This window comes from Microbulbifer mixtoriginis (SeqCode) (genome assembly GCF_052468275.1).
Genome location: NZ_CP174341.1, coordinates 4,644,166 through 4,669,514 on the forward strand (window position 1 = coordinate 4,644,166; position 25,349 = coordinate 4,669,514).

Consider the following 25,349-nt stretch of genomic DNA (forward strand, 5'->3'; position numbering starts at 1 on the left):
AGCAGCGTATGAATTTTTCCCGTTTCTTTGTCGACAGGCCCATCTTTGCCTCGGTGCTGTCGATTATTATTTTTGTAGTGGGATTGATTAGCATCCCGTCATTACCAGTCAGTGAATATCCTGAGGTTGTACCGCCCAGCGTGCAAGTAAGTGCCCGCTACCCTGGTGCCAACCCCAAGACGATATCCGAAACTGTTGCCACACCACTGGAAGAAGCCATCAATGGTGTGGAAAACATGATCTACATGAAGTCGGTGGCCGGCAGTGACGGCACCCTCACTTTGAATGTCACTTTTAAACTGGGCACCGACCCAGACCAGGCCCAGGTTCAGGTACAAAACCGGGTATCCCAGGCACTACCCCGTCTACCGGAAGACGTGCGCCGCCAGGGGGTAACCACGCAGAAGCAGTCGCCCAACCTGATGATGGCGGTGCATCTGATCTCTCCAGACGACAGCCTCGATGCCACCTATATTCGCAACTATGCGGTATTGCATATCCGTGATGAGCTGTCGCGTATTCCCGGTGTGGGCCTCGCCGCCGTCTTTGGCTCCGGGGACTATGCCATGCGCCTGTGGGTAGACCCGCAAAAAGCGGCGGCCCTGGGCGTGACTGCAGCGGATATCGTCAGCTCAGTGCGTGAGCAAAATGTGCAGGTGTCGGCCGGACAGATCGGCGCCTCGCCGATGCCCAATGGCTCTGATTTCCTGATCTCTATCAACGCCAAGGGCCGCCTGCAAAGCGAAGAAGAGTTTGGCAATGTGGTACTGAAGACCGGCAGCGATGGTGAAATTACCCGATTGCGTGACGTGGCGCGGGTTGAACTGGCCTCATCCCAAGACTCTCTACGCGCCTTACTAAACGGCCGCCAGGCGGTCGCCATTCCGATTTTCCAGTCTCCAGGCTCCAATTCCCTGGAAGTCTCCGCTGCAGTGCGCGAGAAAATGGCGGAACTGGGAGAACAGTTCCCCGAAGGCCTGGAATGGAAAGTTGCCTACGACCCAACCGTATTTGTCAGCACTTCCATCAGCTCTGTGATCAAGACCCTGCTTGAGGCGGTATTGTTGGTAGTGCTGGTGGTTATCCTGTTCCTGCAGACTTGGCGCGCCTCCCTGATTCCACTCTTGGCCGTGCCGGTATCCATTGTTGGTACCTTTGCGGTGCTACTGATGCTGGGCTTCTCGATCAACACCCTGACCCTGTTCGCCATGGTACTGGCCATCGGTATCGTGGTGGATGACGCCATCGTGGTGGTGGAAAACGTTGAGCGGAATATCGAGGAGGGACTGACACCCTTAGCCGCTGCCCACCAGGCCATGCGCGAGGTGAGCGGTCCGATTGTCGCCATCAGTTTGGTGCTCTGTGCAGTGTTTGTGCCCATGGCCTTCCTGGACGGCATCACCGGCCAGTTCTACCGCCAGTTCGCCACCACTATTGCCATCGCCACCATTATCTCCGCGATCAACTCCCTGACCCTGTCCCCGGCCCTGGCGGCTACCCTGCTGAAGCCCCACGGTGCCAAGCCGGATATGCCCGCGCGCATTATCGAGCGCCTGTTCGGCTGGTTATTCCGCCCGTTCAACCGCTTCTTCCAGCGCAACTCTGAACGCTACCAGCGGGTGGTGGGCCACAGCCTCAAACGCCGCGGTATCGTATTTGGGGTCTACCTGATATTGCTCGGCGGTACCTTCGCCCTGTTCCAACAGGTGCCCGGAGGCTTTATTCCGGTTCAGGATAAGACTTACCTGGTGGGCAGTATCCGCCTGCCTGAAGGTGCCTCCCTGGACCGCACTGAAGAAGTTGCGCGCCGCGTGAGTGAATTGGCTCTGGAAACAGAGGGCGTTGCCAACGCGGCCGCTTTTGTTGGCTTTAACGCCCTGCAAGGCACCAATACCCCCAACGTGGGCACGGTATTTATCTTATTCGACGACTTCGATGTGCGCGAACGCAGTGCCACCGAAATCGCCGCGGAGCTAAACGGCAAGCTCTCCCAGATCAAGGAAGGCTTCGCCATGACCTTTATGCCACCGCCCATCTTCGGGCTGGGCGCTGGCTCCGGTTACTCCCTCTATGTCCAGGACCGTCGTGGTGCCGGCTACGGTGAGCTGCAAAATGCCACCAATATGCTGGCTGGGGCCTTGAGCCAAGCCAGCGGCCTCAGCTATCCCTTCAGCTCCTACCAGGCCAATGTGCCGCAGATGGACGCCGAGGTAGACCGCCTACAGGCCAAAGCCCAGGGCGTGCGTATGGACGACCTGTTCGGCACCCTGCAGCTGTATTTCGGCTCCATGTATATCAACGACTTCAACCTGTTCGGTCGCACCTACCAGGTGGTTGCCCAGGCAGATGCGCCTTTCCGCGATGAAGTGCAAGATCTCGACAATCTCTACACCCGCAATATGAATGGGGAGATGGTGCCCATCAGCACCATGGTGACCCTGCGCCAAAGCTACGGACCCGACCCGGTCATCCGTTACAACGGCTATCCCGCCGCCGATTTGATGGGGCAATCCGATCCCAGCATGCTGTCTTCCTCTGAAGCACTGGCGGCGGTTGAGCAGGTAGCCGACCAAGCCCTGCCTCCGGGTATGCAAATCCAATGGACCGACCTCAGCTTCCAGCAGGTCAATCAGGGCAATGCCGCTATGGTGGTTTTCCCACTCGCAGTACTGCTGGTATTCCTGGTACTGGCCGCACTCTATGAGAGCTGGGTGATGCCGCTGGCGGTTATTCTGATCGTGCCCATGTGTCTGTTGGCTGCACTATTCGGTGTTTGGGCTACTGGCGGCGACAACAATGTATTTGTTCAGGTAGGGCTGGTTGTATTAATGGGGCTCGCCTGTAAAAACGCCATTCTAATTGTGGAGTTTGCCCGCGAGCTGGAAATGGACGGCAAGGGTACCGTAGAGGCAGCCTTGGAGGCCTGTCGCCTGCGTTTGCGTCCAATCATTATGACTTCCGTAGCCTTTATTGCCGGCGTGGTGCCCCTGGTACTAGCCAGCGGTGCCGGTGCCGAAGTGCGCAACGCCATGGGTATTACCGTATTTACCGGCATGATTGGCGTAACCCTGTTTGGCTTGTTCCTGACCCCAGTGTTTTATGTTGCACTGCGCAAACTTGCCGGTGGCAGCTTGTCCAACACAACAAAAACTAATGAGCCAGCACTGATTCAGGATTCAATGGAACAACCGGCGCATAGCTAGAAATAACCCCCAACTTCAAGCCCCCGCTGCGCTCTGCTCGGGGGCTTTTTTTTTGCTATGGCTCTTCCTTTTTCCAGCGGGCACTGGGGAAAACCAATACATAAAGCCAGGTAAACAGACAGAGAGGCATGCAGAAAAAAATCACGATCACCCCCAGCAGCACACGCATAAAGTCACTGCCCTCTTCATGCTTTTCTGCGCGATCCCACAGATAAGACCGGTAGCAATGATCCGGCCCATCGATAGGGATAAAGGTAAAATTGATCACCCATTCCAAAATCCGCCAATAACGGCGTAAACGTGTCTCCTGCACCCGTGAGAAATAACCGCAACGACCAGAAATAGTGGCATCGGGATTGCCACCAGCAATAGCATTACCGAGCTGATCAATTGCGATGCAGACATTGATTATCCAGCTTCTTCTGGCGCCTCTCATTACACGCTCGTCTAATTAAAAGAAATCCGGCAAGCACTGCCACTCGCCAAGTAATGTATAGACGTATCGAGACAAGAGCAGCCCCCGAGTTGTACAGACCTGTCACTTCAGATAAAAGGGTCGGCTAGACTTCTCACAGGTGGCAAAGAAACCTTTGCCGGCTTAGAAAGTTGTAGGCGCAGGGGTTTCTCCTAAAAAATGTTGCATATCGCCACCATTGCCACCCACTCGGAAAGAATGTTTCCCGTACTCCAGGAATCCGCCAGACGCAATGGCGTATCACTTACCATTCTTGGGCGCGATCACCCCTGGAAAGACTTCTCATCCAAAATGGATATTTTGCTTCCTTTTTTTCAAACGCTACCTGAGGAGGACATAATCTGCTATCTCGACGGTTTCGACTCATTGATATTACCGTCAGTACGCCTGCTCGAAAAAAACTTTCATTCCTTTGGCAAGGATATTATTTTTTCCAATGACTACCGGCACGATGGTGTTCAGGGGTACTTTGAAAAAAAATTCTTTCCTAACGAACATGTTTTTTCCACGGGAATATTTATTGGAAAAAATAAAGCGCTACAAAACCTATTCCAGGCAGCCCGCGGAATGTATCCCAATTACTGCGATGACCAGAAAATACTGCGGCGCTATTATGCGCATCACACTTGTGAGCAGGTGGATATAGATCACGAGGCCAAGTTATTTTATAATTTTGACATGGCCGATCCCAGTTACAACCTGCTCAATCAAGTGGACCATATTCAGGGAGGAAAAATTTACCTGCTCAACGGGCAGAGTCCCAGCATTATTTCCTTCCCCTGCAGCTGGTTCGCCATTGGTATCAAGAAAAACCTGCATATCCTGCTGGAAAAGCTGGGCTATGACTACTACCCGGAAGTGAATATCAAGGGCACACTTAACGGCTTAAAGTACTATATAGGCACTTCGATAAAAGAAAGTATTAAAACACTGCTGAAGTAACGCAATACCTTTGCCGCTTCCATAATTTTACCCCTGACTTCACCCGAAGCAGTCACGAGCAATATCGATCAATAGAAGCTGTAACTTAATTCAAATGGTGAATAGGGCCCGGCACACCAGTCGCCAGTATCCAATTGATAACAAGGCACTCCCGCAGCAATGCAGTTGTCCAGTTCACCCATATAGGGATCACAAACCAGGCAAAAGCGTGGGAATGCAGTCAGTTCATCGGGCGGAACGGGACTGTGCTTATAGGAATAATAAATTGCGGTGCCATTTAAATCCTGCCAAAAACCATCGGCACAGCCACCGAGCAGCTGCGCCACAATCAATGACAGTAAAACTTTACTCTTCATAGGAAATACAACGCCTTCCACCGGAAATATCAAAGCAACGGGCACTCTCAGGACAAATTGATCCGGGCGCCAATTCCTCAGAGTCACCGGGGCAACTGGAATGACTGGACCTGCGTGTTGAGGGAGCTGCGGGCATTGCTTGAGAGGGATATGCGCGATATTCCGCATGGCGGGGTATCGGCGCACTGGTTGGGTAGACCACCTGGTTGCGCGTATCCGGGGTACCGCAAGCTGGAAGCAGCAAGCTGGTACACAACGCGGCAATGGCTATAGGGAATTTTTTCATGGGCTTGCCTCCGTATCGGCACCACGCGAAACCTAATTCGCGTACTTCGGTAAATGATCGGACGGTGCAGCCACAACCTTGCGCACTACATTCCCAGACTCGCAGCTCGGTGCTTAGTACACCCTCAGAACCGGGAAGAACCAGGCGGTGGAGTCGTACACCTGGTGAGTGCAATGCCCTTCACACTCATTATTAACAGGCAAGGCCTGAGCAGGCGATGAAACAATCGAGTCGGCTTCGACAAAGCCACCTTCCTGCCCGCTAGCCTGAGCCTCGAAAAAGAAAGGGTCTTCCCCTTCCACTTCCTCCGCGGGTAAGAATAAGCAACCCTGCACCGCCAGAGCCGCTACAAGCGGCAGAGCGAATTTCCTTGAAGGCCTCATGATCCGACACTCCACTTTCAGTGTTGCGCTGATAGCTGTCTTTCAAAAAAGTCTAGCCGGCGAGGATTATCCAGCCAGTTGGCGCCAGGTCATTTCTGCGTGCAATTCATTTTTATAAAGTTTTATGCGCCATTTTAGGTACTTTTGTGGGTAACTGGTTAAAAGTTTCTTCGCAGTAAGGCACCTAGGAGTCCGTTCTGACTAAAAAAAGCGGCCATAGGCCGCTTTTTGAGGGTTGTGCTGTAGCTTATGAATAGGCTATAGCAGCAGGCGCCGCACATCCGCAAGCACACTCACCAGGTAGGTCATAAAGCGTCCGGCATCGCCACCATTGACCGCGCGGTGGTCGTAAGAAAGCGCCAAAGGCAGCATCTGCCGCGGCTCGAAGTCCTCGCCGTTCCACACCGGCTTCACCGCCAACTTGGAAACACCGAGGATGCCCACTTCTGGCGAATTGACGATCGGGGTAAATCCGGTACCGCCAATAGCACCCAGGCTTGAGATGGTGAAACAGGCACCCTGCATCTCGTTGGGCTTCAGCTTGCCATCGCGGGCTTTCAGGGCCATTTCAGTGGCCTCGGCCGCCAGCTCGTACAAGCCTTTTTTATCCACATCGCGGATAACCGGCACCATCAAGCCTTTTGGCGTATCCACCGCCATACCCACATGTACATAGTCCTTGCGCACAATCTGCTCGCCATCGTTGTGCAGGGACACATTGAAGCTGGGCTCTGCGCGCAGGGCCGCGGCTACCGCTTTCAGCAGGAAAGGCACAGGCGTGAGTTTCACACCGCGCTTCTCCGCCTCAGCCTTCATAGACTTGCGGAAGGTTTCCAGCTCTGTGATATCCGCATCATCAAACTGGGTGACGTGAGGCACATTGAGCCAGTTGCGCGACATATTGGCTGCGGTGATCTTGTGGATCTTGCTCATCGGCTCCACGCTCACCGGGCCAAACTGGCTGAAGTCGATATCCGGCATCTTGGCGATACCGATTCCACCGCCGACACCAACCGCACCGCTCTCGGCTTTCTTCACCTGCTCGCGGATATAATTATGCAGATCGTCCTTGGAGACCCGGTTGCGCGGACCGGTGGGCTTCACCTTGTTCAAGGTAACACCCAACTCACGGGCCAATTTGCGTACGGCGGGACCGGCATAAACCTGGGCTGCAGCAGTGAGATTGCGTTCCAGCTGGTAATCTTTCTGCGGCACTGCCGGCGGCTCAACAGATAAAGGGGCCTGCTGTGGAGCACTCTCGACAGGCGCAGCAGCTGCCGGAACCGCGGCTTGAGCTGCGGGCGCGGCGGCACCGCCTGCGGCAACCACGTTCAATACACCGAGGGTATCGCCCGTAGAAACCTTATCGCCTTCTTTAACGGCGATAGAAACTACAGTACCGGCGCTGGGGGAAGGGACATCCATGGAGGCTTTATCGCCTTCCACCACAATCAGAGAATCACCCTCTTCGACGGTATCACCGGGTTGCACACTGATCTCGATCACATCAACCGCATCGGCACCGCCCAGGTCCGGGATCTGGATCGTTTCCTCTTTCGGCTCGCCGCTCGCTGCTGCCGCAGGGGCTTCAGCTACAGGCTCTGCCGCCGGCGCAGCTTCTTGCTTGGCGGGGGCTGCAGCGGGCTCCTCTGCTGGAGTTTCCGCGACATCGGTTTCGATCTCACCGATCACATCGCCTTCAGAGACCTTATCGCCCTCTTTTACGCTGATGCTGAGGATTTTGCCGGCCACCGGGGCCGGCACATCCATGGAGGCCTTGTCGCCCTCCACCACAATCAGAGAATCCTCTTGCGCGACGGTATCACCGACGGCAACCGTAATTTCAATCACATCCACCTGATCGGCACCGCCGAGATCAGGCACTTTAATGACTTGTTTTGCCATAGGAGTTCTGCCTTCTCTTAGCTGATGCGCGGGTTAACTTTTTCGGCGTCGATATTGAGCTTCACGATCGCTTCGGACACTTCTTTCGCATCAATCACACCCTGCTTCGCCAGCCCATTCAGAGCGGCAATCACCACATAGTTGCGATCCACCTCGAAGAAGCGACGCAGCTGCTCGCGGCTGTCACTGCGGCCAAAACCATCAGTACCCAGGGTGGTCAAGTCCCCATCGATAAATTCACGCAGGGGCTCCACATAGGAACGGATGTAGTCAGTGGAAGCGATCACCGGTGAGGTATTGCCCTCAAACTGCTCGGTGATCCAGGCTTTGCGCAACTCGGCTTCCGGGTGCAGCATATTCCAACGCGCCACATCCTGGCCTTCGCGGGCCGCTTCCACAGCAGAGGTGAGGCTCCAGACATCGGAGGTCACGCCAAATTGATCGGCGAGGATATCCGCTGCTGCCAGCACTTCGCGCAAAATAGTACCGCCACCAATCAACTGCACATGCTTCTTGGCAGTCTTGCCCTTGGCGCCTTTCTTGACGTTGGACTGGAGTTTGTAGATACCGCGAATAATGCCCTCTTCCACGCCCTGGGGCATTTCTGGTTGCAGGTAATTTTCATTCTCGATGGTGATGTAATAGAAGACATTCTTCTGCTCCTCGTACATCTCCTTGAGGCCCCGCTGCATAACCACAGCCAACTCGTAACCGTAGGCCGGATCGTAGCTGCGGCAGTTGGGGATAGTGGAGGACAGTACATGGCTGTGGCCATCCTGGTGCTGTAGGCCCTCACCATTCAAAGTGGTACGGCCGGCGGTGGCGCCTATCAGGAAGCCGCGCGCCTGCATATCGCCAGCGGCCCAGGCCAGATCGCCCACACGCTGGAAGCCGAACATGGAGTAGTAGATATAGAAAGGCACCATCGGCACGCCGTGGTTGCTATAGGCCGTAGCCAACGCCATCCAGGCAGACATGGCACCGGCTTCGTTGATACCCTCTTCCAGCACCTGGCCTTTCTTATCTTCCTTGTAATACATGATCTGGCCGTGATCCACCGGGGTATAGCGCTGCCCTTCAGAAGAGTAGATGCCCAGCTGGCGGAACAGGCCTTCCATACCGAAGGTACGGGCTTCATCGGGCACAATCGGCGCGATGTTCTTGCCGATATTCTTGTCTTTTACCAGTGCGGCGATAGCGCGCACAAATGCCATGGTGGTGGAAATTTCGCGCTCGCCGGAGCCTTTGGTCAGCGCGCTGAAGGCATCGAGACCGGGCACTTCCAGTTTTGGGCACTCAATCGGGCGACGGGGAACCGGACCGCCCAGGGTCTTGCGGCGCTCCGCCATATATTTCATTTCCGGGCTATCCGGAGACGGACGATAGTAAGGCACTTCTTCCAGCTCTTTATCGGTGAGCGGAATGGCAAAACGGTCGCGGAAGCGCTTAAGGGAATCCAGATCCAGCTTCTTCACGGAGTGGGTATCCATCGCCGCTTCACCGGCGGAGCCCAGGCCGTAGCCTTTAACTGTTTGCGCCAGGATCACAGTGGGCTGGCCTTTATGGGCCATGGCAGCCGCGTAAGCTGCATAGACTTTATAGGGGTCGTGGCCGCCGCGATTGAGCTTCATAATCTCATCGTCGGACATATCCTTGACCAGCTCCAGCAGCTCCGGGTACTTGCCGAAGAAGTGTTCGCGGGTATAGGCGCCGCCGTTGGCCTTGAAGTTCTGCATCTCGCCATCGACCACTTCGTCCATGACTTTCTGCAGTAGCCCCTTATCGTCTTTCTCCAGCAGCGGATCCCACAGGCGGCCCCAGAGTACTTTAACGACATTCCAGCCGGCACCGCGGAATACACCTTCCAGCTCCTGCACGATTTTACCGTTACCGCGCACCGGGCCATCCAGGCGCTGCAGGTTACAGTTAACCACGAACACCAGGTTTTCCAGTTGCTCACGGCCGGCCAGGGAAATGGCGCCCAGAGTTTCCGGCTCATCACATTCGCCGTCGCCGAGGAAAGCCCACACCTTGCGGTCACCGCGCGGTGACAAACCACGTGCGGACATGTAGCGCATAATATGCGCTTGATAAATTGCCTGAATCGGTCCCAGCCCCATGGAAACTGTGGGGAACTGCCAGTAATCCGGCATCAACCAGGGGTGTGGATAAGAGGAGAGACCGTTGCCGTTCACTTCGCGGCGGAAGTTATCCAGCTGCTCCTCATCGAAGCGTCCTTCCAAGTAAGAACGGGCATAAATACCCGGCGCACTGTGGCCCTGGAAGAAAATCAGGTCGCCGCGCTCCTCACCTTCATTGCCGCGGAAAAAGTAGTTGAAGCCCACATCGTAGAGTGTGGCGGCAGAGGAGAAGCTGGAGATATGACCGCCGAGGTGGTCGTTATTCTGGTTGGCACGCACCACCATCGCCAGGGCATTCCAGCGAATCAGGGAGCGAATACGGCGCTCCATAAATAGGTCGCCGGGCATGCGCTTTTCCGCATTGGGCGGAATGGTATTGCGGTAAGGGGTAGTGATAGCCGCGGGTAGCTGCACTCCGACATCGGTAGCGCGATCAGACAGCTGCTTTAGAAGGAAGGCGGCGCGCTCTTTGCCGCTGTAGCGGATAACCGCCTGCAGCGCATCCAGCCATTCCTGCGTTTCGAGGTTATCGGTATCTTCGTGCATCAAATGCTCCTCGGCGAATTAGGCGACGTCGAGTCGGTCTATTTCTCAAAAATCGGTACGCGGGCAAACTACAGCGCAGGCGAAAAAATGCTTCCTTTTTTTCGGGCTTCCGCCAATTCACCGCCGTTGGTGGCGGAAATGCAATGTGTGAATCTTCACCCGATCGCGGCGGAGAGGAAAAGCGGCGCCAGTCTGTGCCGCGAATGCTTAGTTTGACTGTAATTATCTGTTCCGGGCCCCACTCTAACGTGGCGGACAAAGCCCCATTCCCGGTTATTAGCGGAAGCGATTGTAGTATTACTACAAAAAATTTTCCAGATAGGACGGTTAGTAACAAACAAAACAAAACGGCAAAAAAATTATTTGCCATTTTGCTGTTTTACCGGAATATTTTATGGAAAGTTTGAGAAATCAAATTACAAAATCGAGTCTCAAATAAAGGTGCCAGTCACAGCTGCACCAGCTCCCCGCCAGATTGGTATTCAGCGTAGACCAAGTAGCGCAGTGGACCACCCGCCGCCATAGCATCGAAGGGATAGCAGGTCACCAGTAGCAGGCCGCGCTCGGCAAAAACCGGCAGACGTTCGCGCGCACTATTTACGATGCGCAGCTCCGTCACCCGATACGTGTGCCAGCGCCCGTCTTCACCCTGCAGGTAAATGCCATTGCCGCGCCGCAGGGTTTGCAGCCCGGCAAAGTGCGTATCCCGGTGCGCAGCGATTACCGTGGTGCGAAAATCACCGGGCTTGCCGGAACCATTAAGCAAGCCGGGACCAAAGGCGAGGGATTCTCCACTGCCCCCCGCCAGCACTATAAAAGGACGCTGGCCCTGCAGCTTGAGCTTGGCCACCGGCCGGGTATCCGCCCAGGGCCAGGGCTTTTGCGGAACCCCGCCCTGCAACTGCTCCTCCCAGGCACTGGCAATCAGCAACTGAGCCAGCTGCGCCTTGGCCAGCAGCCAGGAGGCGGAGCCCAACTGCCACAAACCCACCAGCAGGCACGCTGAAAAAAGCAGCAGGCGCATCACTGCGGCGTACTCCCCAGCTGCGCCTCCAGACCACTGTTACAGCGGCGCAAATCCGGCACAACCTTGCGCAGCAGGCGGCGGATTGCCCCCATCAAATTGGCGCGCATTGAGCGGCCGCGGCGTAACAATGCTGCCAGGCTGAGCAGACTCAAGGCTGCGAGCAGCTGCGCATAAACGCCTGTGGCCGTACTGGGGTAAGCCTGGCGCTGCAACACCTGCCCTCTAGGCACCATGTTGGTGAGCGCAGTTTGGGAGAGCTTTTCTTCGGGCTTGCGCACCAGCTCTTCTTCAACCGCAACAAAGCTGGTGTAGGGGCTGGCGAGTTGATGATCCAGGGCAAGCTGTAAAATCTGTGCACGCAGAGCCTGACCCGCATCGCTCTCCTCACCCAGCTGGGTCTGGCGGTCGCGCAGGGATTCCATTTTGTTGCGCGCCCACAAACTGCCGATGCCCTTGCTACTGGGGGCCTGCTCCAGTGTCAGCGCCAGGTTGCGCACAAACTGCTTACCGGCCATACGCCCACGCAACTGAATGCCCCCCTGCAGCGACTGCCCTTCCACCCTGGCCACCAGCTGCAACGGCTCGCCGCGATAGAGATCGGGGATTCGCTTGGGATAGGCATCCGCCAGCACACCCTCGGGCCAGCTCAACTGCAGATCGGTGGCCATAGGGTTTTCCAGCTTGGCGAATAAGGTCTGCATGCGCCTGCGCACCTCGGAAAGATCGCCGATGGTGACGAAAGAACCGCGGCCAAACTGGGCGGCTTTACGCATAAAATGGCTGTTGGGCGCCGAGCCAATGCCCACCGTAAATAAACGCGCATCGCCCAGGTGTTGGTGGATTAACTCGAACAGCGCCTGTTCATTGCCCACCGCACCATCGGTAATAAATACCACCTGGTGTACCAGGTTGTTGTTATCGGGCAACTGCTGGCCTAACGCCAGGCGCAGCGCCGCAGCCATCTCGGTGCCGCCATCGGCATTTAAACGTTCAACTTCCCGGCGGGCGCGCTGAATATTCTCCGCACTCGCCGCCAGCGGGCGTGGGAAAAAAGCACGGGGGCTGTTATTAAATTCGATTACATTAAAACGGTCACCACCATCTAGACGCGAGAGCGCCAGGGTAAGACTCTCCTTGGCCTGGCGGATAGAGTTACCGCTCATAGAACCGGAGGTATCGATCACGTAAACCACTTCCCGCGGCAATCGCTGGGCGCGAGTGCCCTCATCCGGTGGCAGCAGCATTAGCTGCAAATAGGTACCGGATTTTTTATCCGCACTTTCCCTGCCATCCGCCTGCACCCCGGCGGCACGCTCACCAACATGCTCACTAAACAGCGCCGCACGCGGCATGGCCGAGGGCTCCGGCTGCCAATTTAAAAGAAAGTCCCGATCCATTTTTGCCCTGCCCTTGCGCAGACGGATCGAGTAGCGCTCTCCGGCTTTTTCATCGATAGCAATATCGTGATAAGGACTGCCGATTTTCACCAGCGGCAAGCCGCCCTCCAGCTCCACCTCAATGGCAATATTGTGACTGCCCACCGCTTCCAACTCTGCCGCCGACTGCATCAACGGGGTAATCGCTGCGGCATCCGGTACCTGATCAGTGGGCAGCGCCCAGCCACTGCTCTGAGTGGCCAGCTCCAGCTCGGTACCACCGAGGGCTTGTGAGGAAATGGGTTCACCGGGGATATAACGGGGAGTCAGGGTGGTGGGTAGCCGCAAAGAAAAAACGCCGTTGTCATAGGTCACCGGCTGCAGGTAGCGAATATTCACCTGCACCGTTTCTCCCGGTGCGATATTGGCCACTTTGTTGGTAAACAGGTTGGGCCGCTGTTGCTCCAGGAGGGCCGCGCGCTTACCCGCCGCGCGCGCGGCCTTATAAATCTTTGCCGCCTGTTTGCGTTCGCGTACCTTGCCAACAATACGGCGCTCGCCCAATTGAATCTCGAGGCCAGCCACCGCTGCCTGCTCGGGCAATGGCAGTGCGTAAACCGCCTCCTGCCAGCTATCGCTGGTATTTTGAAAAGCCTGCTGTAATTGCACTTCCGCAACCAGACCACGCACCACCATTTTGACACTACTGTGCAGGTGCACGGCGGGCACATAGCGGCCCGGCTCTGCGCCGCTAAACAGTAAATCCCCCGCTTGCACATCGTCCAGGGTAACCGGCTCAGCGGTAGCCGTATCATTTTCAGAGACAAGCGCCTGAGCACTGACCTCGGCCCCGATTGCCGCAATCACCACCGCTAATACCACCACAATAAACAACAGCCAACGCCCCGCCCCCCCGGCCTTCTGGCGGCGGCGGTAATATTCCTCTGTCGGCAACATCAGATCGTCTTTATGGAACCGCTGCCCAAACAACATCACCCTGTTCACTCACTTCCCTCCACTTTTAAATTGGATGTTGAAGTGATTAAACAGGGGGATGTGGGCAAAAGGCGGCAGGGAATCGGGTGGGAAATGGGTGGAATTATGGCGAATTGTGGCGAAAAAAACAGATCAAGAGGACCTGGGTTTCTAAAGTAACCGAATCAGCAATACACCTTAGAAAAAAGTAGCCTATAAAAATAAAACTATGAACAAAAATCTCTGACAACCATTTGGAGAAAAATTAAGCCATCTCGCACGCAAAGACTTTTTTAGATTAATCATGCCTAATATATTCAACATCGAAACTACACTTCACAAATATCAACATGATGCATAGCCCCGCAAAGGGGTCACCTTCCGCCAACACCCACCTGAGTTATTTATTTTCCCACTTAGGACCCACATTGAACGTAAACCCCTCTAAACTCTTTTTATGCGGGCATGTTACACCACTACCTGGAACCCCACTTAGAGTGCTCCAATTTTTAGCCAGCGTCAAAATCTCCCGAGCAGAAGCCCCAATACCGTTAAAAATTTTATCAACTACCATTTCCTTCCCAAGTCTCTCATTAAATCTAATTGCCTCACTAACCAAAACACACATTGTGGCAAAAGATTTTTTCGCATCCTTTCTAGCTGACGAATCATTATCATTCGCCTCAGAGCTATAATTAATAAGATTCCCAAAGTGGGCGGTAACTGTACTGACACTGAAAGGCTCAACCTGATTATCAGTAAGCCCTAAATGATCATAATTTCCAAAATCAGAAAAAACATGTGAATTGTTATCTTTAGATAGGCCATACTCACCTACATAAAACTTTTCCATCTTACTATTTTCAAAAGCAATCAAGTACAAATCTTTAGTGCGCATATGAAGCTTCAAACTAGAGCAACCATGTCGCACAATCACATACGCTAATCCACTCCTATTATCTACGACCCTTAGTTCGCGTGCAATAAATCTTATATCTGAGAGGTAACACCCCCCTCCATTAAATTCAACTTATACTCTTTTGGCATTATAGCTCCTTTTCTCATCCCTCAAAACTGGCAGGATATTATCAAAACAAGCTATACAAGGCCTCAATTTATAATTACAAAAAATTACAATTTCAAAAAAAACCACCCCAAACATCTAACGAGCTAGCAAAAACAATCTAACTCATAAGAATAATTAAACTGGATACCGAAGACCCTCCACATCAAATCGCATTAATAATACATAAAGCACTACTAAGCATCTGAATTTTCCAACAATGTAAAACTAGCACCAGCTCAAATTTTGATGACATCCGTATCTAGCCCGCACCTTAAGGATCGCTATAGCCTTCATAACATTTCCAATAACATCCCACCCCAAGCCATGAAAATAAAAACCATCAAACATAAAAAAACCGGCGTAAACGCCGGTTTTTTTCAATCAATCTGATATCAGTCGATCAGACCATAATCCCTACGCAATACTTCAAGCAATTCCGCTTTGGGATTATCGGATATCTCCAGTTTCGTACCAATAATCTTCTCAGCAATACCAACATAAGTATTAGAGAGATCCATCAGCATAGATTCTGGCAGCTCATTGTCGCGAGCCAGAGCCAGGCGCTCATCCATACGGTCTTTGTTTAGCAGGATATCGGCATCGGCGAAGTAGTTGAGCAGAGCCTGGCGGAAACCCTCTTTGGATTTTTCCACAACCTTGCCCGCGCGATACTGTTCGCCGTCCCAGATACGGGAGGAGTCCGGGGTACCCACTTCGTCCATATAGATCAGCTTTTCTTCACCATTGGCATCGGTGACATAGCCGAACTCAAACTTGGTATCGACAAAGACCTGGTCGAGCTTTTCCAGCTCGGCGGAGATCAAATCGAAACCTTCTTTTAACAACTGCTCGTACAGGTCGATATCGCCCGCGCTGCGAAAGCCGAAGGCCGCGAAATTGTCTTCGATATTCTTGCGAGTGACATTGACGTCATCTGCTTCCGGCACGCCGGGGATGCCCTTGAGAATACCTTTGCTGGAGGGGGTAATCAGCAATTCTGGCAACTTCTGGTCTTTCTGCAGGCCATCGGGAATTTCAATGCCGCAGAACTCGCGCTCGCCCTTTTGGTAAGAGCGCCACATAGAGCCAGTGATGTACTGGCGGGCGATCGCTTCGATCATCACCGGGCGCGCCTTCTGTACGATCCACACCAGCGGATGTGGGATATCCAAAATATGGCTGTCGGCCAGGCCCTGCTCTTTAAACCGCTTGAACCAGTGGTTGGAAATCGCGTTCAGTGCCGCGCCCTTGCCGGGTACGCCGCGCATGCCGCCTTCGCCGATCCAGATGCAGTCGAATGCGGAGATGCGGTCGGAAATCACCATTACCGCGAGAGGGGTGTCCGGGGAAACCGGGTAGCCTTTTTCCTCAATCAGGCGGCGGCTATCTTCTTCGCTCAGCCAGTAAACGGAACGGACTTTGCCGCTGTGGACAGGCTTGTCGGTACGGATCGGCAGGTCATTATTGACCGCTAGAACTTTGTCAGCCAGGCTCATGGGCTCTCACCTATTCGAAGGAGCAAATAAAAGAAAGCGCGGCATTCTAGCAATGGCCCGCGTCGATACAAAGAAAAGAAGTTGGCAGGGAGCCCCTGAACAATTCCGTGATGCCTCTGGCTTTCAGGCCGGTTACAGGCAGGGCTCGGCTGTGCAGGAGTGCCTAGACGTTTCAATAAGTCGCAACGCAGAGTGTGAGTCACTCTAAAAGCTCTCTAGGGCGGGCCAGGTATTGCGAAATAACAATGGCTCAGAGGCTCCCTGCGGGTGCGCCGGCATTACTCCGATATACGCTTGGCCTCCCACTCGGCCTGGTGCTCGCTGGTGGGCCAGGCACTCATAATGGCCTTAAGCAGGGTCGCCAGCGGAATAGCGAAGAAGACGCCCCAGAAGCCCCAGATACCGCCGAAAAACAGTACCGCCAGGATAATTGCCACCGGGTGCAGATTGACGGCCTCAGAGAACAACAGTGGCACCAATACATTGCCATCGAGCAGCTGGATAATGCCGTAGGTCATAATCAGGTAGAAAAACTCATTGCTCCAACCCCACTGGAACAGGCCAATGGCCGCCACCGGGATGGTCACCACCGCCGCGCCGATATAGGGAATCAATACACTCAGGCCCACCGCCACCGCCAGCAGCAGGGCGTAATTGACCCCCAGCAACAGGAAGGCGGCGTAGCTCACCGCTGCCACTATACCGATCTCCACTACTTTGCCGCGCACATAGTTGGCCACCTGGTCGTTCATCTCGTGCCAGATCTGGTGCAGCATGGGGCGCTGCTTTGGCAGGAAAGAGGTACACCAGCGGATCAGCTGGTCGGAGTCCTTCAAGAAGAAAAATACCAGGATCGGCACCACCACCACATAAATCAGCAGGCCGGCAAAAATAGGCAGGTTGGTGAGAGAGAAAGCCAGCAGGGTCTGCCCCATGCCACCCAGCTCTTTGCCGAGGGTATTAAAAACCTCGTCGATCTGCGCCGCAGAAATCAGGCGCGGGTAACGCTCCGGCAGTAGCAACAACAGCTCCTGGCCGCGCTGCACCATATTCGGCAACTCCGCACCGAGGCGCACCAGCTGGCGCCAAATAATCGGTAGCACCACAAATAGCAGGCCCACGATAGTGCCCACTAACACCAAGCAGGAAAGTGTTACCGCGAGCCAATGGGGCACCCGCCAGGACTTCAACTTTTGCACCATGCCCTGCATCAGGAAGGCGATTACCAGGGCCGTAAGCACAGGCGCCAGCACACCGCCGAGCGTGGCCAGTACCACCAGCGCTACGGTGAGCAGCAGCACGAGCAACACCACTTCTTCCTGACTGAAGTAGCGGTTCACCCAGCCTTTAACAATCGACAACATAGACTCTCGGGATTGATTCTTCATTTGCCAGCGTACAGCCAATATAGAAAGGTATTATCACGCCTCTCGGCGCGCAGCAGGGGCCTGCCACTCAGTGCGGCAAAGCTGTGAAAATCGCGCCAGGAACCCTCATCGGTGGCCATCACACACAGTAAGGTCCCCGCTTCGTATTGGCGCAGAGCCCTGCGCATAGCCAGCAGAGGCTGGGGGCAGGGCAACTGGCGAGCGTCCACCGTTACCGCCGCATGCCAGTTCGGCACAGAGTTTTTATCAACGGTATCGGAAGGGGGCACGGCCATTGGCTATTTGGTCACAAGCTTTACAGAGCCGCGGATTATAACGCGTAATCTGCGCCAGTTACCGACAATGCTTAACCCTTTTTAACCTTCCCACTGGCGCCGGCCAGAACCTTTACCGCCCCACCCTGTCTAACCCTCGACAGTTCAACGGGGTTGCGTATAGAGTTGGACTATAGATCCTTCATGGACAGACCGAGCAGTAATCAAAATGACTGATCCCCAAAAAAGCCTGCCTCGTCGATCAAACAAAGCGCCTCTCTCACTGCGATTGCGCAATACCCTAAAGGCACTCGGCTTAGGCCTGTTGCTCAGCAGCACTCCCATTGCAGCCACCGCTGACTCTGAGGGAATCCGCCTGCCGGAACTTGGAGACAGCACCAGCGGCCTGGTATCCCCCCAGCGCGAGAAAGAACTGGGCCAAATGTGGCTGCGTATATTTCGCAGTCAGGTTAAAACCTCCTCCGATGCACTGCTGCAGCAGTACGTCGAAAAAACCGTTAAGGGCCTGGCAGAATACAGCCCCCTGGAGGACAAGAATATTGATGTGGTCGTGGTAAATAATGAAACCATGAACGCATTTGCGGTACCCGGTGGCATTATGGGTATTCACACCGGTCTCTTCCTATTTGCGAAAAACGAAGATCAGTTTGCTTCGGTGGTCGCCCACGAACTGGGCCACCTCAGCCAGCGCCACTACGCCCGCTCCCTCGAAGCCCAGCGCAACAACACCCTGCCCACCCTGGCCGGCATGCTCGGCGCCCTGGTACTCGCCGCCACCGCCGGTGGCGAAGCGGGGCTCGCCGCCCTAACCGCAACTCAGGCCGCAGCGCTCGACAGTCAGCTGCGCTTTAGCCGCAAGAATGAACAGGAGGCCGATCGGGTCGGTATCGAAACCTTGGCAAGATCCGGCCGCGATCCAGATGCCGCCGGCGAGATGTTCGAGCAGATGCTCAAAGCCACCCGCTACTACCGCCGCCCACCAGAGTTTCTGCTGACCCACCCGGTGACAGAGAAGCGTATCGCCGACGCCAAGCTGCGCTCCCAGCGCATGGAGGATGTCGAACCCAGCGATAGCCGCGATTACCATATGATGCGCGCGCGAATTCGCCTGGCCACTGAAGCCACGCCACAGCAGGCCGTTAAACGCTTCCAGGCCGAACTTAATGGTATCCATGACAACGAAGATGCCGCCCGCTACGGCCTGGCATTGGCACAAATCGCAGCAGGAAGGCCGGATTCCGCCCTGGACACCCTGCAGCCGCTCCTCGATAAGGAGCCCTCCAAAGCGGCTTTTGTCCTGGCGCGCGCCGATATTGACCTGGTACGCCAAGACTATTCAGGCGCCACCCAGCGCTTACAACAGGCACTGGACCGCAACCCCGGCGACCACGCCCTGGTGATGGGGCTCGCCAACGCTCATTTTAAAGCGGGCAATTATCTGGCGGCAGAGCGCATGCTGGCCAAATACAGCCGGGTGCGCAAGAAAGACCCCGCCGTATGGTACCTATTGGCCGAGAGCCATGGCTTGGCCGGGGATATCGTCGGGGTGCACGAGGCACGAGCCGAATACTATATTTTGATCGGTGTTTTCGATAAGGCCCTGCAGCACCTGCGCCACGGCATTCGCATGACCAAAGACGACTATCAAACCAATGCCATCCTGAAACAGCGCCTTAAAGACGTCATCAAGATGCAGGAAAAAGCCAAGGAGCTTTGACCTCACTCATTAACAACACAAACAAAAAGAGCGGCCTCTAGCCGCTCTTTTTTATTGGCACTGGAGCCCGCTAGGCACCTTTAACCCTTGCGGAAATCCAGCATTCTCTGCAGCGGAATCATCGCCTTACGGCCCAACTCCGCATCTACAAAGATCTCGTTATCACCGCGCTCCAACACCCCACACAAATTCTCCAGGGAGTTCATCGCCATCCAAGGACAGTTCGCACAGCTGCGGCAGGTGGCGCCAGCTCCGGCAGTGGGGGCAACCATCAATTCTTTATCCGGGCACTCCTGCTGCATCTTGTAGAAGATGCCCTGGTCGGTAGCCACGATAAAGCGCTTCTCTGGCCGGGTCTTGGCTGCATTGATTATCTGCGAGGTGGAACCCACCACATCCGCCAGTGCAACCACCGAGGCAGGGGATTCCGGGTGCACCAACACTACGGCATCCGGGTAGAGCGCCTTCAGGTCCTCCACACCTTTCGCCTTGAACTCCTCGTGCACAATACAGGAGCCATCCCAAAGCAGAACATCCGCACCGGTTTCACGCTGCACATAACCACCGAGATGCTTATCCGGGGCCCACAGGATTTTTTCACCGTTGGCATCCAAGTGGTCCACTACATCCAGGGCGATACTGGAGGTAACCACCCAGTCCGCTCTCGCCTTCACCGCCGCAGAGGTATTGGCATAGACAACGACCGTGCGATCCGAATGCTGATCACAGAACTCGGAAAACTCATCCGGGGGACAGCCCAAATCCAGGGAGCAGGTAGCCTCCAGGGTGGGCATTAACACACGCTTATTCGGCGTCAGGATCTTGGCGGTCTCGCCCATAAACTTCACACCGGCCACCACCAGGGTATCGGCGCTATGCTTGGCACCAAAGCGGGCCATCTCCAGAGAGTCGGATACACAGCCACCAGTCTCTTCGGCCAACGCCTGGATTAATGGGTCTGTGTAATAGTGAGCCACTAACACGGCATTCTGCTCTTTAAGCAGACGCTTGATACGCTCGCGCCAGGCTTGCAACTCCTCCTCACTGTACTGAGACATAACCGGCTCCGCCAAGTGCGCCTGCACCAGGGAGAGGGAATCTACCGTTTCTGCAACAACGGACTTTTGGGTCATGGCTAACTACCACCAGCGAAAAACGCGCAGTATACCGCATTGCGACGCCATATCAGCGCACCTAAAGTATCAACAGCTGGTAATTCGACAGCACCGCAAGATGAGTTACGCCCCATGCCCGGGCTGCAGAGCCCAGGAGAACAGAGAAGCAGTTTTGCGAGCCCACATCCAGGCAAAAAAGCCTTCCTATTAATGGGGAACCCCTAAAATGGAGCAGGTTGAAAACATTGTGATTGGTGCTGGAGCCATTGGCCTCGCCAGTGCCTATACCCTGGCCATTAGAGGGCAGGATGTGCTGGTTCTGGAACAACACACCAATATCGGCACAGAGATTAGCGCCCGCAGCAGCGAGGTGATCCACGCCGGCATTTACTACCCAAGCAGCAGCTTAAAGGCTAAAGCCTGTGTCGCGGGCAAAGCCAAGCTGTATCGTTTTTGCCGCGAGCATGCGGTCCCACACAAAGCCATCGGCAAATTAATCCTGGCTACCAACGAAGCCCAACTCCCCCAACTCAAAGCCTTGAAAGCCCAAGGAGATAAGAATGGCGCCGGCCATTTACAGCTGCTGAGCGCAAAAGAAGCCAAGGTAATGGAACCCCAGCTGCAGTGTCACAGTGCAATTTATTCACCCACCACAGGTATCTTCGATAGCCACGCCCTACTATTGGCACTGCAGGGCGCCCTGGAAGCACATGGCGGCCAAGTGGCACTAGACACAGCGGTAAAAAAACTATCGCGTGAAAGTGACCACTACCAACTCACCATGAGAGATGGCTACCAGCTCGGTACCAAGAATTTGATCGTAGCCGCAGGGCTACACAGCCACCAACTGCTCTGTAAAATCAACGACAAAAGTATTCGACAACTAGTCCCAAACCAATTCCTGGCAAAGGGGAATTATTTTTCTCTCGACCACAAACCCCCTTTTTCCCACCTGATCTACCCCCTGCCAGAACCCGGCGGACTGGGCACTCATCTCACACTGGATTTGGAGGGCTATGCCCGCTTTGGACCCGACGTTGAGTGGGTAGAAAAAATTGATTACACCGTGGATAAAAAACGAGGGGAAAGGTTTTATAAAAGTGTTCGCCTTTATTGGCCCGAGCTCCCCGCAGAAAGCCTAAAGCCAGATTACGCTGGCATTCGCCCAAAGCTCACGGCAAAAGGCGGCCCAACCGAGGACTTCAAAGTATTCCACTGGGGCGAAAATCAAGAACCACAACTAGTAGCCTTTTTCGGCATTGAGTCACCCGGCCTTACCAGTTGCTTATATTTAGGGGAGATGGCAGCAGACTGTATTTGCCGCTAAATACTGCACTCCGTGAAGACAAATAAATGCCTTAAAGGCTCAGCCAAGTAGGGAATTTTCAGGCGCGAGCAAACCAGTGCTCACATGAAAGTAAAAAAATAAAAGTAAATCTGTAGAGAAATGGTGGGTCGTGCTGGATTCGAACCAGCGACCAATTGGTTAAAAGCCAACTGCTCTACCAACTGAGCTAACGACCCTTAGGAAGTTGGGCGAACTTGGTATGTCCCAACTCAGGATGCTTTTACTTCTCTCGCAGATCTGTAAAAGCTGTGGGGTTACTGTGGATATCCCCGGCGGAAATGGTGGGTCGTGCTGGATTCGAACCAGCGACCAATTGGTTAAAAGCCAACTGCTCTACCAACTGAGCTAACGACCCTTTTCCGTGCCTCGATGTGAGGAGCTGCGTATCTTACGGATCTATTTTGAAAAGACAATACCTAACCCGAAAAAAAATCTAACAAATTTAAGGGGTTAGGTATTTCCCATAAAAATGACACCAACTGACAATCAGCTGGCATACACCGTAGGGTCCGCCAGGCCTGCTTCCGTAAATCCCGCAGCACGCAGCCGACAACTATCGCAGCGACCACAGGCCGCACCATCTGGGCGCGCCTGGTAACAGGATACCGTCAAACTGTAATCAACCCCAAGACGGGTTCCCTCGAGTACAATATCCGCCTTACTCATCTGCATCAGCGGCGCTCTCACAGAGAGCTTGTTTCCCTCTACCCCAGCGCGGGTAGCGAGGTTGGCCATCTTTTCATAGGCCTCGATATACTCCGGCCGGCAATCCGGATAGCCAGAGTAATCCACCGCATTGACGCCGACAAAAATATCCTGAGCTCCAAGCACCTCGGCCCAGCCAAGGGCAATAGAGAGGAATACCGTATTGCGAGCCGGTACATAGGTAACCGGGATGCCACTGGTTTCCTCTTCGGGAACCTCAATACTGTCATCGGTTAGGGCCGAGCCGCCAATTGAACGCAGATCGAGCTTCACCACTTTGTGCTCTGCCGCTCCGAGATCAGCGGCTACGCGCTTTGCCGCTAACAATTCAGCTTCGTGCCGCTGACCGTAATCAAAACCCAAGGCATAACATTCATAACCTTCTGCACGCGCCATGGCGAGCACTGTGGCCGAGTCGAGGCCACCGGACAGCAAAATTACCGCTTTCTTTGCAGTCATCTCTTCCTCAATTTTTCAATCCACAATCACCGGGCCAATCAGACACCCGGGATATCTCCCCACAGCAATTTGTGCAGCTGCATCTGCATGCGCACCGGCAACCCATCGGCCAGCACCCACTCCGCCAGCTGCCGCGCCGGCAATTGCTCATAGCTGGGCGAGAAAAGTACCTCCCCTACACGCTCTGGCAAGTTGTACTGATCCAGGGTAAATCTGGCCCACTCGTAATCGCCCCGGTCACAGATCACAAATTTGATCTGGTCATCGCGGGTGAGCACCTGCATATTTTCCATGCGGTTGCGGTGCTGCTCTCCGGAAGCTGGGGTTTTCAGATCCACAACCCGGGATACCCGTGGGTCCACCTGATCCACCGGCATGGCGCCACTGGTCTCCAATGATACCGAGTAGCCGGCGTCGCAAAGAGCTTCAAGTAAGGGCAGGCAATTGGGCTGGGCCAGAGGTTCGCCGCCAGTTACACACACATGGCGTGCGGGATGGCTTTGCACCTGCTGCAATATTTGCTCCAGGGTCATGCGCTCGCCGCCATAAAAAGCATATTCCGAGTCACAATAGGTACAGCGCAACGGACAACCGGTCAGTCGAACAAAAACCGTAGGCAGGCCACTTTCCCGCGCTTCTCCCTGAAGGGAGTAGAAAATCTCACTAATTCTGAGTGATTCTTTAGACAGATTGGTCATACACACCCGACACAAAAACGCCCGAATGGCACATGCCATCCGGGCGCGGGATCATAGGCTTTTTCTGCTCAAAAAACCAGCGATGCGAATTAGGCAACAGCAGCAGTTATTACTGCCACACCGGGCTAGAAGTTCTCCTGCAGATATTTTTTAGCCAGGTTTGATGCACGGGCATCACTCGCCGCCACCTGCTCCAGCAGGTTGCGCGCTTTCTGCTGATCTCCCAGCTGGTGGTAAACCGTTCCCAGCTTGTAACGACCATCCCAGACTTTATTAGAGTTCGGGTAGCCGTCCAGCAGGGCCACAAACCATCCGCGGGCCTCTTCCAAATTTCCCTGTACCAGCGCTATCTCACCCAGCCAATAATTGGCATTGGGGGCATACTGACCGTTGGGAAAGTCTTGTAGCAGACTCTTGAATTCAGCACTGGCGCCACCGTAGTCACCATTGCGAGCCAGACCAAAGCTGGCCTGATAGCGGTCGCGTTCACTCTTGCCGTCTTTCGGCCCCTGGGGCTTGGGCGGCATTGAGGAACCCCCTCCAACAGAGGCGCCACCACTGCCTTTAGTATCCACCGGCGGCTGAGCTGAGGGCTCTGTACCACTCAGGCGCGCTATACGCCGGTCCAGATCCATATAGTCCTCGGTGCGCTGTTGTTTGAGACGCTTTATCTCGTGGCGCAGCTCCTCAACCGTACCGCGCAATTCGCGCACTTCCTGCTGCAATACCTGCATCTGGTAGTAGGCTTCAGCCTGGGGGTTGGTCTTAGCTTTGGGACTGGGGGTTGTGGCGCGGGCGAGGTAGATGTCCTCGTTACTAGCGTCACTTGAGACGGTCGACGACTCCTGGCTGCTGGCAGTCAGGTCGACAATCGGGGCTTGGGAGAATACGGGCGATGCCGCAGCCATTATGGCAGCGGCGATCGCCAGTTTTCTAATCGTAAAAGCCATTGGCATCCATTTTGACGATTAGTTAATAACAACGCGACGGTTCATCGCACGGGCAGCTTCGTTAGAGCCCATTTGAGCCGGGCGCTCTTCACCGTAGCTGATTACTTCCAGGTTAGCTGCGTCTACGCCCTGCAGTACCAAAAAGTCGCGTACAGCATTGGCGCGGCGCTCACCCAGAGCCAGGTTGTACTCGCGGGTGCCCAGTTCGTCAGCGTGGCCTTCGAGGCGAACAGCAGTAGCATTACTGCGCATGCGGTCGGCGTGACGGATCAGCAGTTCACGGGTTTCCGGCTTCAGCAGGGACTGGTCGAAGTCAAAGTAAACCACATTTTCCAACGGAGCCATGGTTTCAGCTTCATCTACAACGTTAGTTTCAACTTGAGTATCAGCCTCAGGCTGAGTGTACTCTTCACCGCTGGTGTTGTCGCTGCTGGTATTGCTACAACCGGCCATTACTGCCAGAACACAGGCCAACCCCAGGCCCGTTTTTACTGATTTCAACATAAGCTACTCCGCT

At 54.7% G+C, this 25,349-nt stretch carries 21 protein-coding genes and 2 tRNA genes; 4 read left to right on the forward strand and 19 right to left on the reverse strand.

What is annotated here, in order from left to right; all coding sequences use genetic code 11:
- Positions 1-8: 8 nt before the first annotated feature.
- A complete protein-coding gene (locus ACJJIC_RS20275) occupies positions 9-3,203 on the forward strand; it encodes an efflux RND transporter permease subunit (protein WP_444891280.1) in 3,195 nt (1,064 codons plus the stop codon).
- Between the two features lie 55 nt (positions 3,204-3,258).
- Here ACJJIC_RS20275 and ACJJIC_RS20280 read toward each other — a convergent pair whose 3' ends face one another.
- Positions 3,259-3,639: a hypothetical protein gene (locus ACJJIC_RS20280; RefSeq protein ID WP_252084645.1), complete on the reverse strand. Its 381-nt coding sequence runs from the start codon at positions 3,637-3,639 to the stop codon at positions 3,259-3,261.
- A gap of 198 nt (positions 3,640-3,837) precedes the next feature.
- Here ACJJIC_RS20280 and ACJJIC_RS20285 point away from each other — a divergent pair, with 198 nt between their 5' ends.
- The gene (locus tag ACJJIC_RS20285; protein ID WP_444883826.1) at positions 3,838-4,620 is read left to right on the forward strand and encodes a glycosyltransferase domain-containing protein; all 783 of its coding nucleotides are present in this window, start codon (positions 3,838-3,840) and stop codon (positions 4,618-4,620) included.
- Between the two features lie 68 nt (positions 4,621-4,688).
- Here the strand turns inward: ACJJIC_RS20285 and ACJJIC_RS20290 are convergent, their stop codons facing one another.
- The 11 genes from ACJJIC_RS20290 to ACJJIC_RS20340 all read right to left on the reverse strand — a co-directional run bounded on the left by ACJJIC_RS20290 (position 4,689) and on the right by ACJJIC_RS20340 (position 17,840).
- Positions 4,689-4,976 (reverse strand): hypothetical protein, encoded by a 288-nt coding sequence (locus ACJJIC_RS20290; protein WP_444899035.1) that lies wholly within the window; start codon positions 4,974-4,976, stop codon positions 4,689-4,691.
- Entirely contained in the window at positions 4,966-5,262 is a 297-nt protein-coding gene (locus ACJJIC_RS20295) for a hypothetical protein (protein ID WP_444883825.1), read from the reverse strand. The genes ACJJIC_RS20290 and ACJJIC_RS20295 overlap by 11 nt, the downstream gene beginning before the upstream one ends.
- A gap of 113 nt (positions 5,263-5,375) precedes the next feature.
- Positions 5,376-5,645, reverse strand: a complete 270-nt coding sequence (locus ACJJIC_RS20300; RefSeq protein ID WP_444883824.1) for a hypothetical protein — start codon at positions 5,643-5,645, stop codon at positions 5,376-5,378.
- A gap of 258 nt (positions 5,646-5,903) precedes the next feature.
- On the reverse strand, positions 5,904-7,550 hold the full coding sequence (aceF, locus tag ACJJIC_RS20305; protein ID WP_444908750.1) for a dihydrolipoyllysine-residue acetyltransferase: 1,647 nt from the start codon (positions 7,548-7,550) through the stop codon (positions 5,904-5,906).
- Positions 7,551-7,567: 17 nt separating this feature from the next.
- Positions 7,568-10,237, reverse strand: coding sequence for a pyruvate dehydrogenase (acetyl-transferring), homodimeric type (aceE, locus tag ACJJIC_RS20310; RefSeq protein WP_252084639.1), 2,670 nt, complete (start codon positions 10,235-10,237; stop codon positions 7,568-7,570).
- 448 nt (positions 10,238-10,685) lie between these two features.
- Positions 10,686-11,261: a class GN sortase gene (locus tag ACJJIC_RS20315; protein WP_444910996.1), complete on the reverse strand. Its 576-nt coding sequence runs from the start codon at positions 11,259-11,261 to the stop codon at positions 10,686-10,688.
- Entirely contained in the window at positions 11,261-13,645 is a 2,385-nt protein-coding gene (locus ACJJIC_RS20320) for a marine proteobacterial sortase target protein (protein ID WP_445357745.1), read from the reverse strand. Before ACJJIC_RS20320 ends, ACJJIC_RS20315 begins: the two co-directional genes overlap by 1 nt.
- Positions 13,646-14,015: 370 nt before the next feature.
- On the reverse strand, positions 14,016-14,552 hold the full coding sequence (locus ACJJIC_RS20325) for a ribosome-inactivating family protein (RefSeq protein WP_445357746.1): 537 nt from the start codon (positions 14,550-14,552) through the stop codon (positions 14,016-14,018).
- Between the two features lie 521 nt (positions 14,553-15,073).
- Complete coding sequence (locus ACJJIC_RS20330) at positions 15,074-16,177, reverse strand: phosphoribosylaminoimidazolesuccinocarboxamide synthase (protein ID WP_445357747.1); 1,104 nt, start codon at positions 16,175-16,177, stop codon at positions 15,074-15,076.
- A gap of 278 nt (positions 16,178-16,455) precedes the next feature.
- On the reverse strand, positions 16,456-17,541 hold the full coding sequence (locus ACJJIC_RS20335) for an AI-2E family transporter (RefSeq protein ID WP_252085962.1): 1,086 nt from the start codon (positions 17,539-17,541) through the stop codon (positions 16,456-16,458).
- A 20-nt stretch (positions 17,542-17,561) separates the two neighbouring features.
- Complete coding sequence (locus ACJJIC_RS20340; RefSeq protein ID WP_445357748.1) at positions 17,562-17,840, reverse strand: sulfurtransferase TusA family protein; 279 nt, start codon at positions 17,838-17,840, stop codon at positions 17,562-17,564.
- Between the two features lie 208 nt (positions 17,841-18,048).
- On the opposite strand from ACJJIC_RS20340, the gene ACJJIC_RS20345 reads away from it, so the two are divergent.
- Positions 18,049-19,557, forward strand: a complete 1,509-nt coding sequence (locus ACJJIC_RS20345; RefSeq protein ID WP_444908745.1) for a M48 family metalloprotease — start codon at positions 18,049-18,051, stop codon at positions 19,555-19,557.
- Positions 19,558-19,637: 80 nt separating this feature from the next.
- Here the strand turns inward: ACJJIC_RS20345 and nadA are convergent, their stop codons facing one another.
- Positions 19,638-20,690: a quinolinate synthase NadA gene (nadA, locus tag ACJJIC_RS20350; protein ID WP_444908744.1), complete on the reverse strand. Its 1,053-nt coding sequence runs from the start codon at positions 20,688-20,690 to the stop codon at positions 19,638-19,640.
- A gap of 208 nt (positions 20,691-20,898) precedes the next feature.
- Here nadA and ACJJIC_RS20355 point away from each other — a divergent pair, with 208 nt between their 5' ends.
- Complete coding sequence (locus ACJJIC_RS20355; protein ID WP_444908743.1) at positions 20,899-21,999, forward strand: NAD(P)/FAD-dependent oxidoreductase; 1,101 nt, start codon at positions 20,899-20,901, stop codon at positions 21,997-21,999.
- 121 nt (positions 22,000-22,120) lie between these two features.
- Here the strand turns inward: ACJJIC_RS20355 and ACJJIC_RS20360 are convergent.
- The 6 genes from ACJJIC_RS20360 to pal form a co-directional block, all read right to left on the reverse strand.
- A tRNA-Lys gene (locus ACJJIC_RS20360) sits at positions 22,121-22,196 on the reverse strand.
- A 103-nt stretch (positions 22,197-22,299) separates the two neighbouring features.
- Positions 22,300-22,375 (reverse strand) — tRNA-Lys (locus ACJJIC_RS20365).
- A 131-nt stretch (positions 22,376-22,506) separates the two neighbouring features.
- Positions 22,507-23,184, reverse strand: a complete 678-nt coding sequence (gene queC / locus ACJJIC_RS20370) for a 7-cyano-7-deazaguanine synthase QueC (RefSeq protein WP_444883815.1) — start codon at positions 23,182-23,184, stop codon at positions 22,507-22,509.
- Between the two features lie 38 nt (positions 23,185-23,222).
- A complete protein-coding gene (gene queE / locus ACJJIC_RS20375; RefSeq protein ID WP_252084629.1) occupies positions 23,223-23,882 on the reverse strand; it encodes a 7-carboxy-7-deazaguanine synthase QueE in 660 nt (219 codons plus the stop codon).
- 125 nt (positions 23,883-24,007) lie between these two features.
- Complete coding sequence (locus tag ACJJIC_RS20380) at positions 24,008-24,832, reverse strand: YbgF trimerization domain-containing protein (RefSeq protein WP_444908742.1); 825 nt, start codon at positions 24,830-24,832, stop codon at positions 24,008-24,010.
- Between the two features lie 18 nt (positions 24,833-24,850).
- Positions 24,851-25,336, reverse strand: coding sequence for a peptidoglycan-associated lipoprotein Pal (pal, locus tag ACJJIC_RS20385; RefSeq protein ID WP_444908741.1), 486 nt, complete (start codon positions 25,334-25,336; stop codon positions 24,851-24,853).
- Positions 25,337-25,349: the final 13 nt, after the last annotated feature.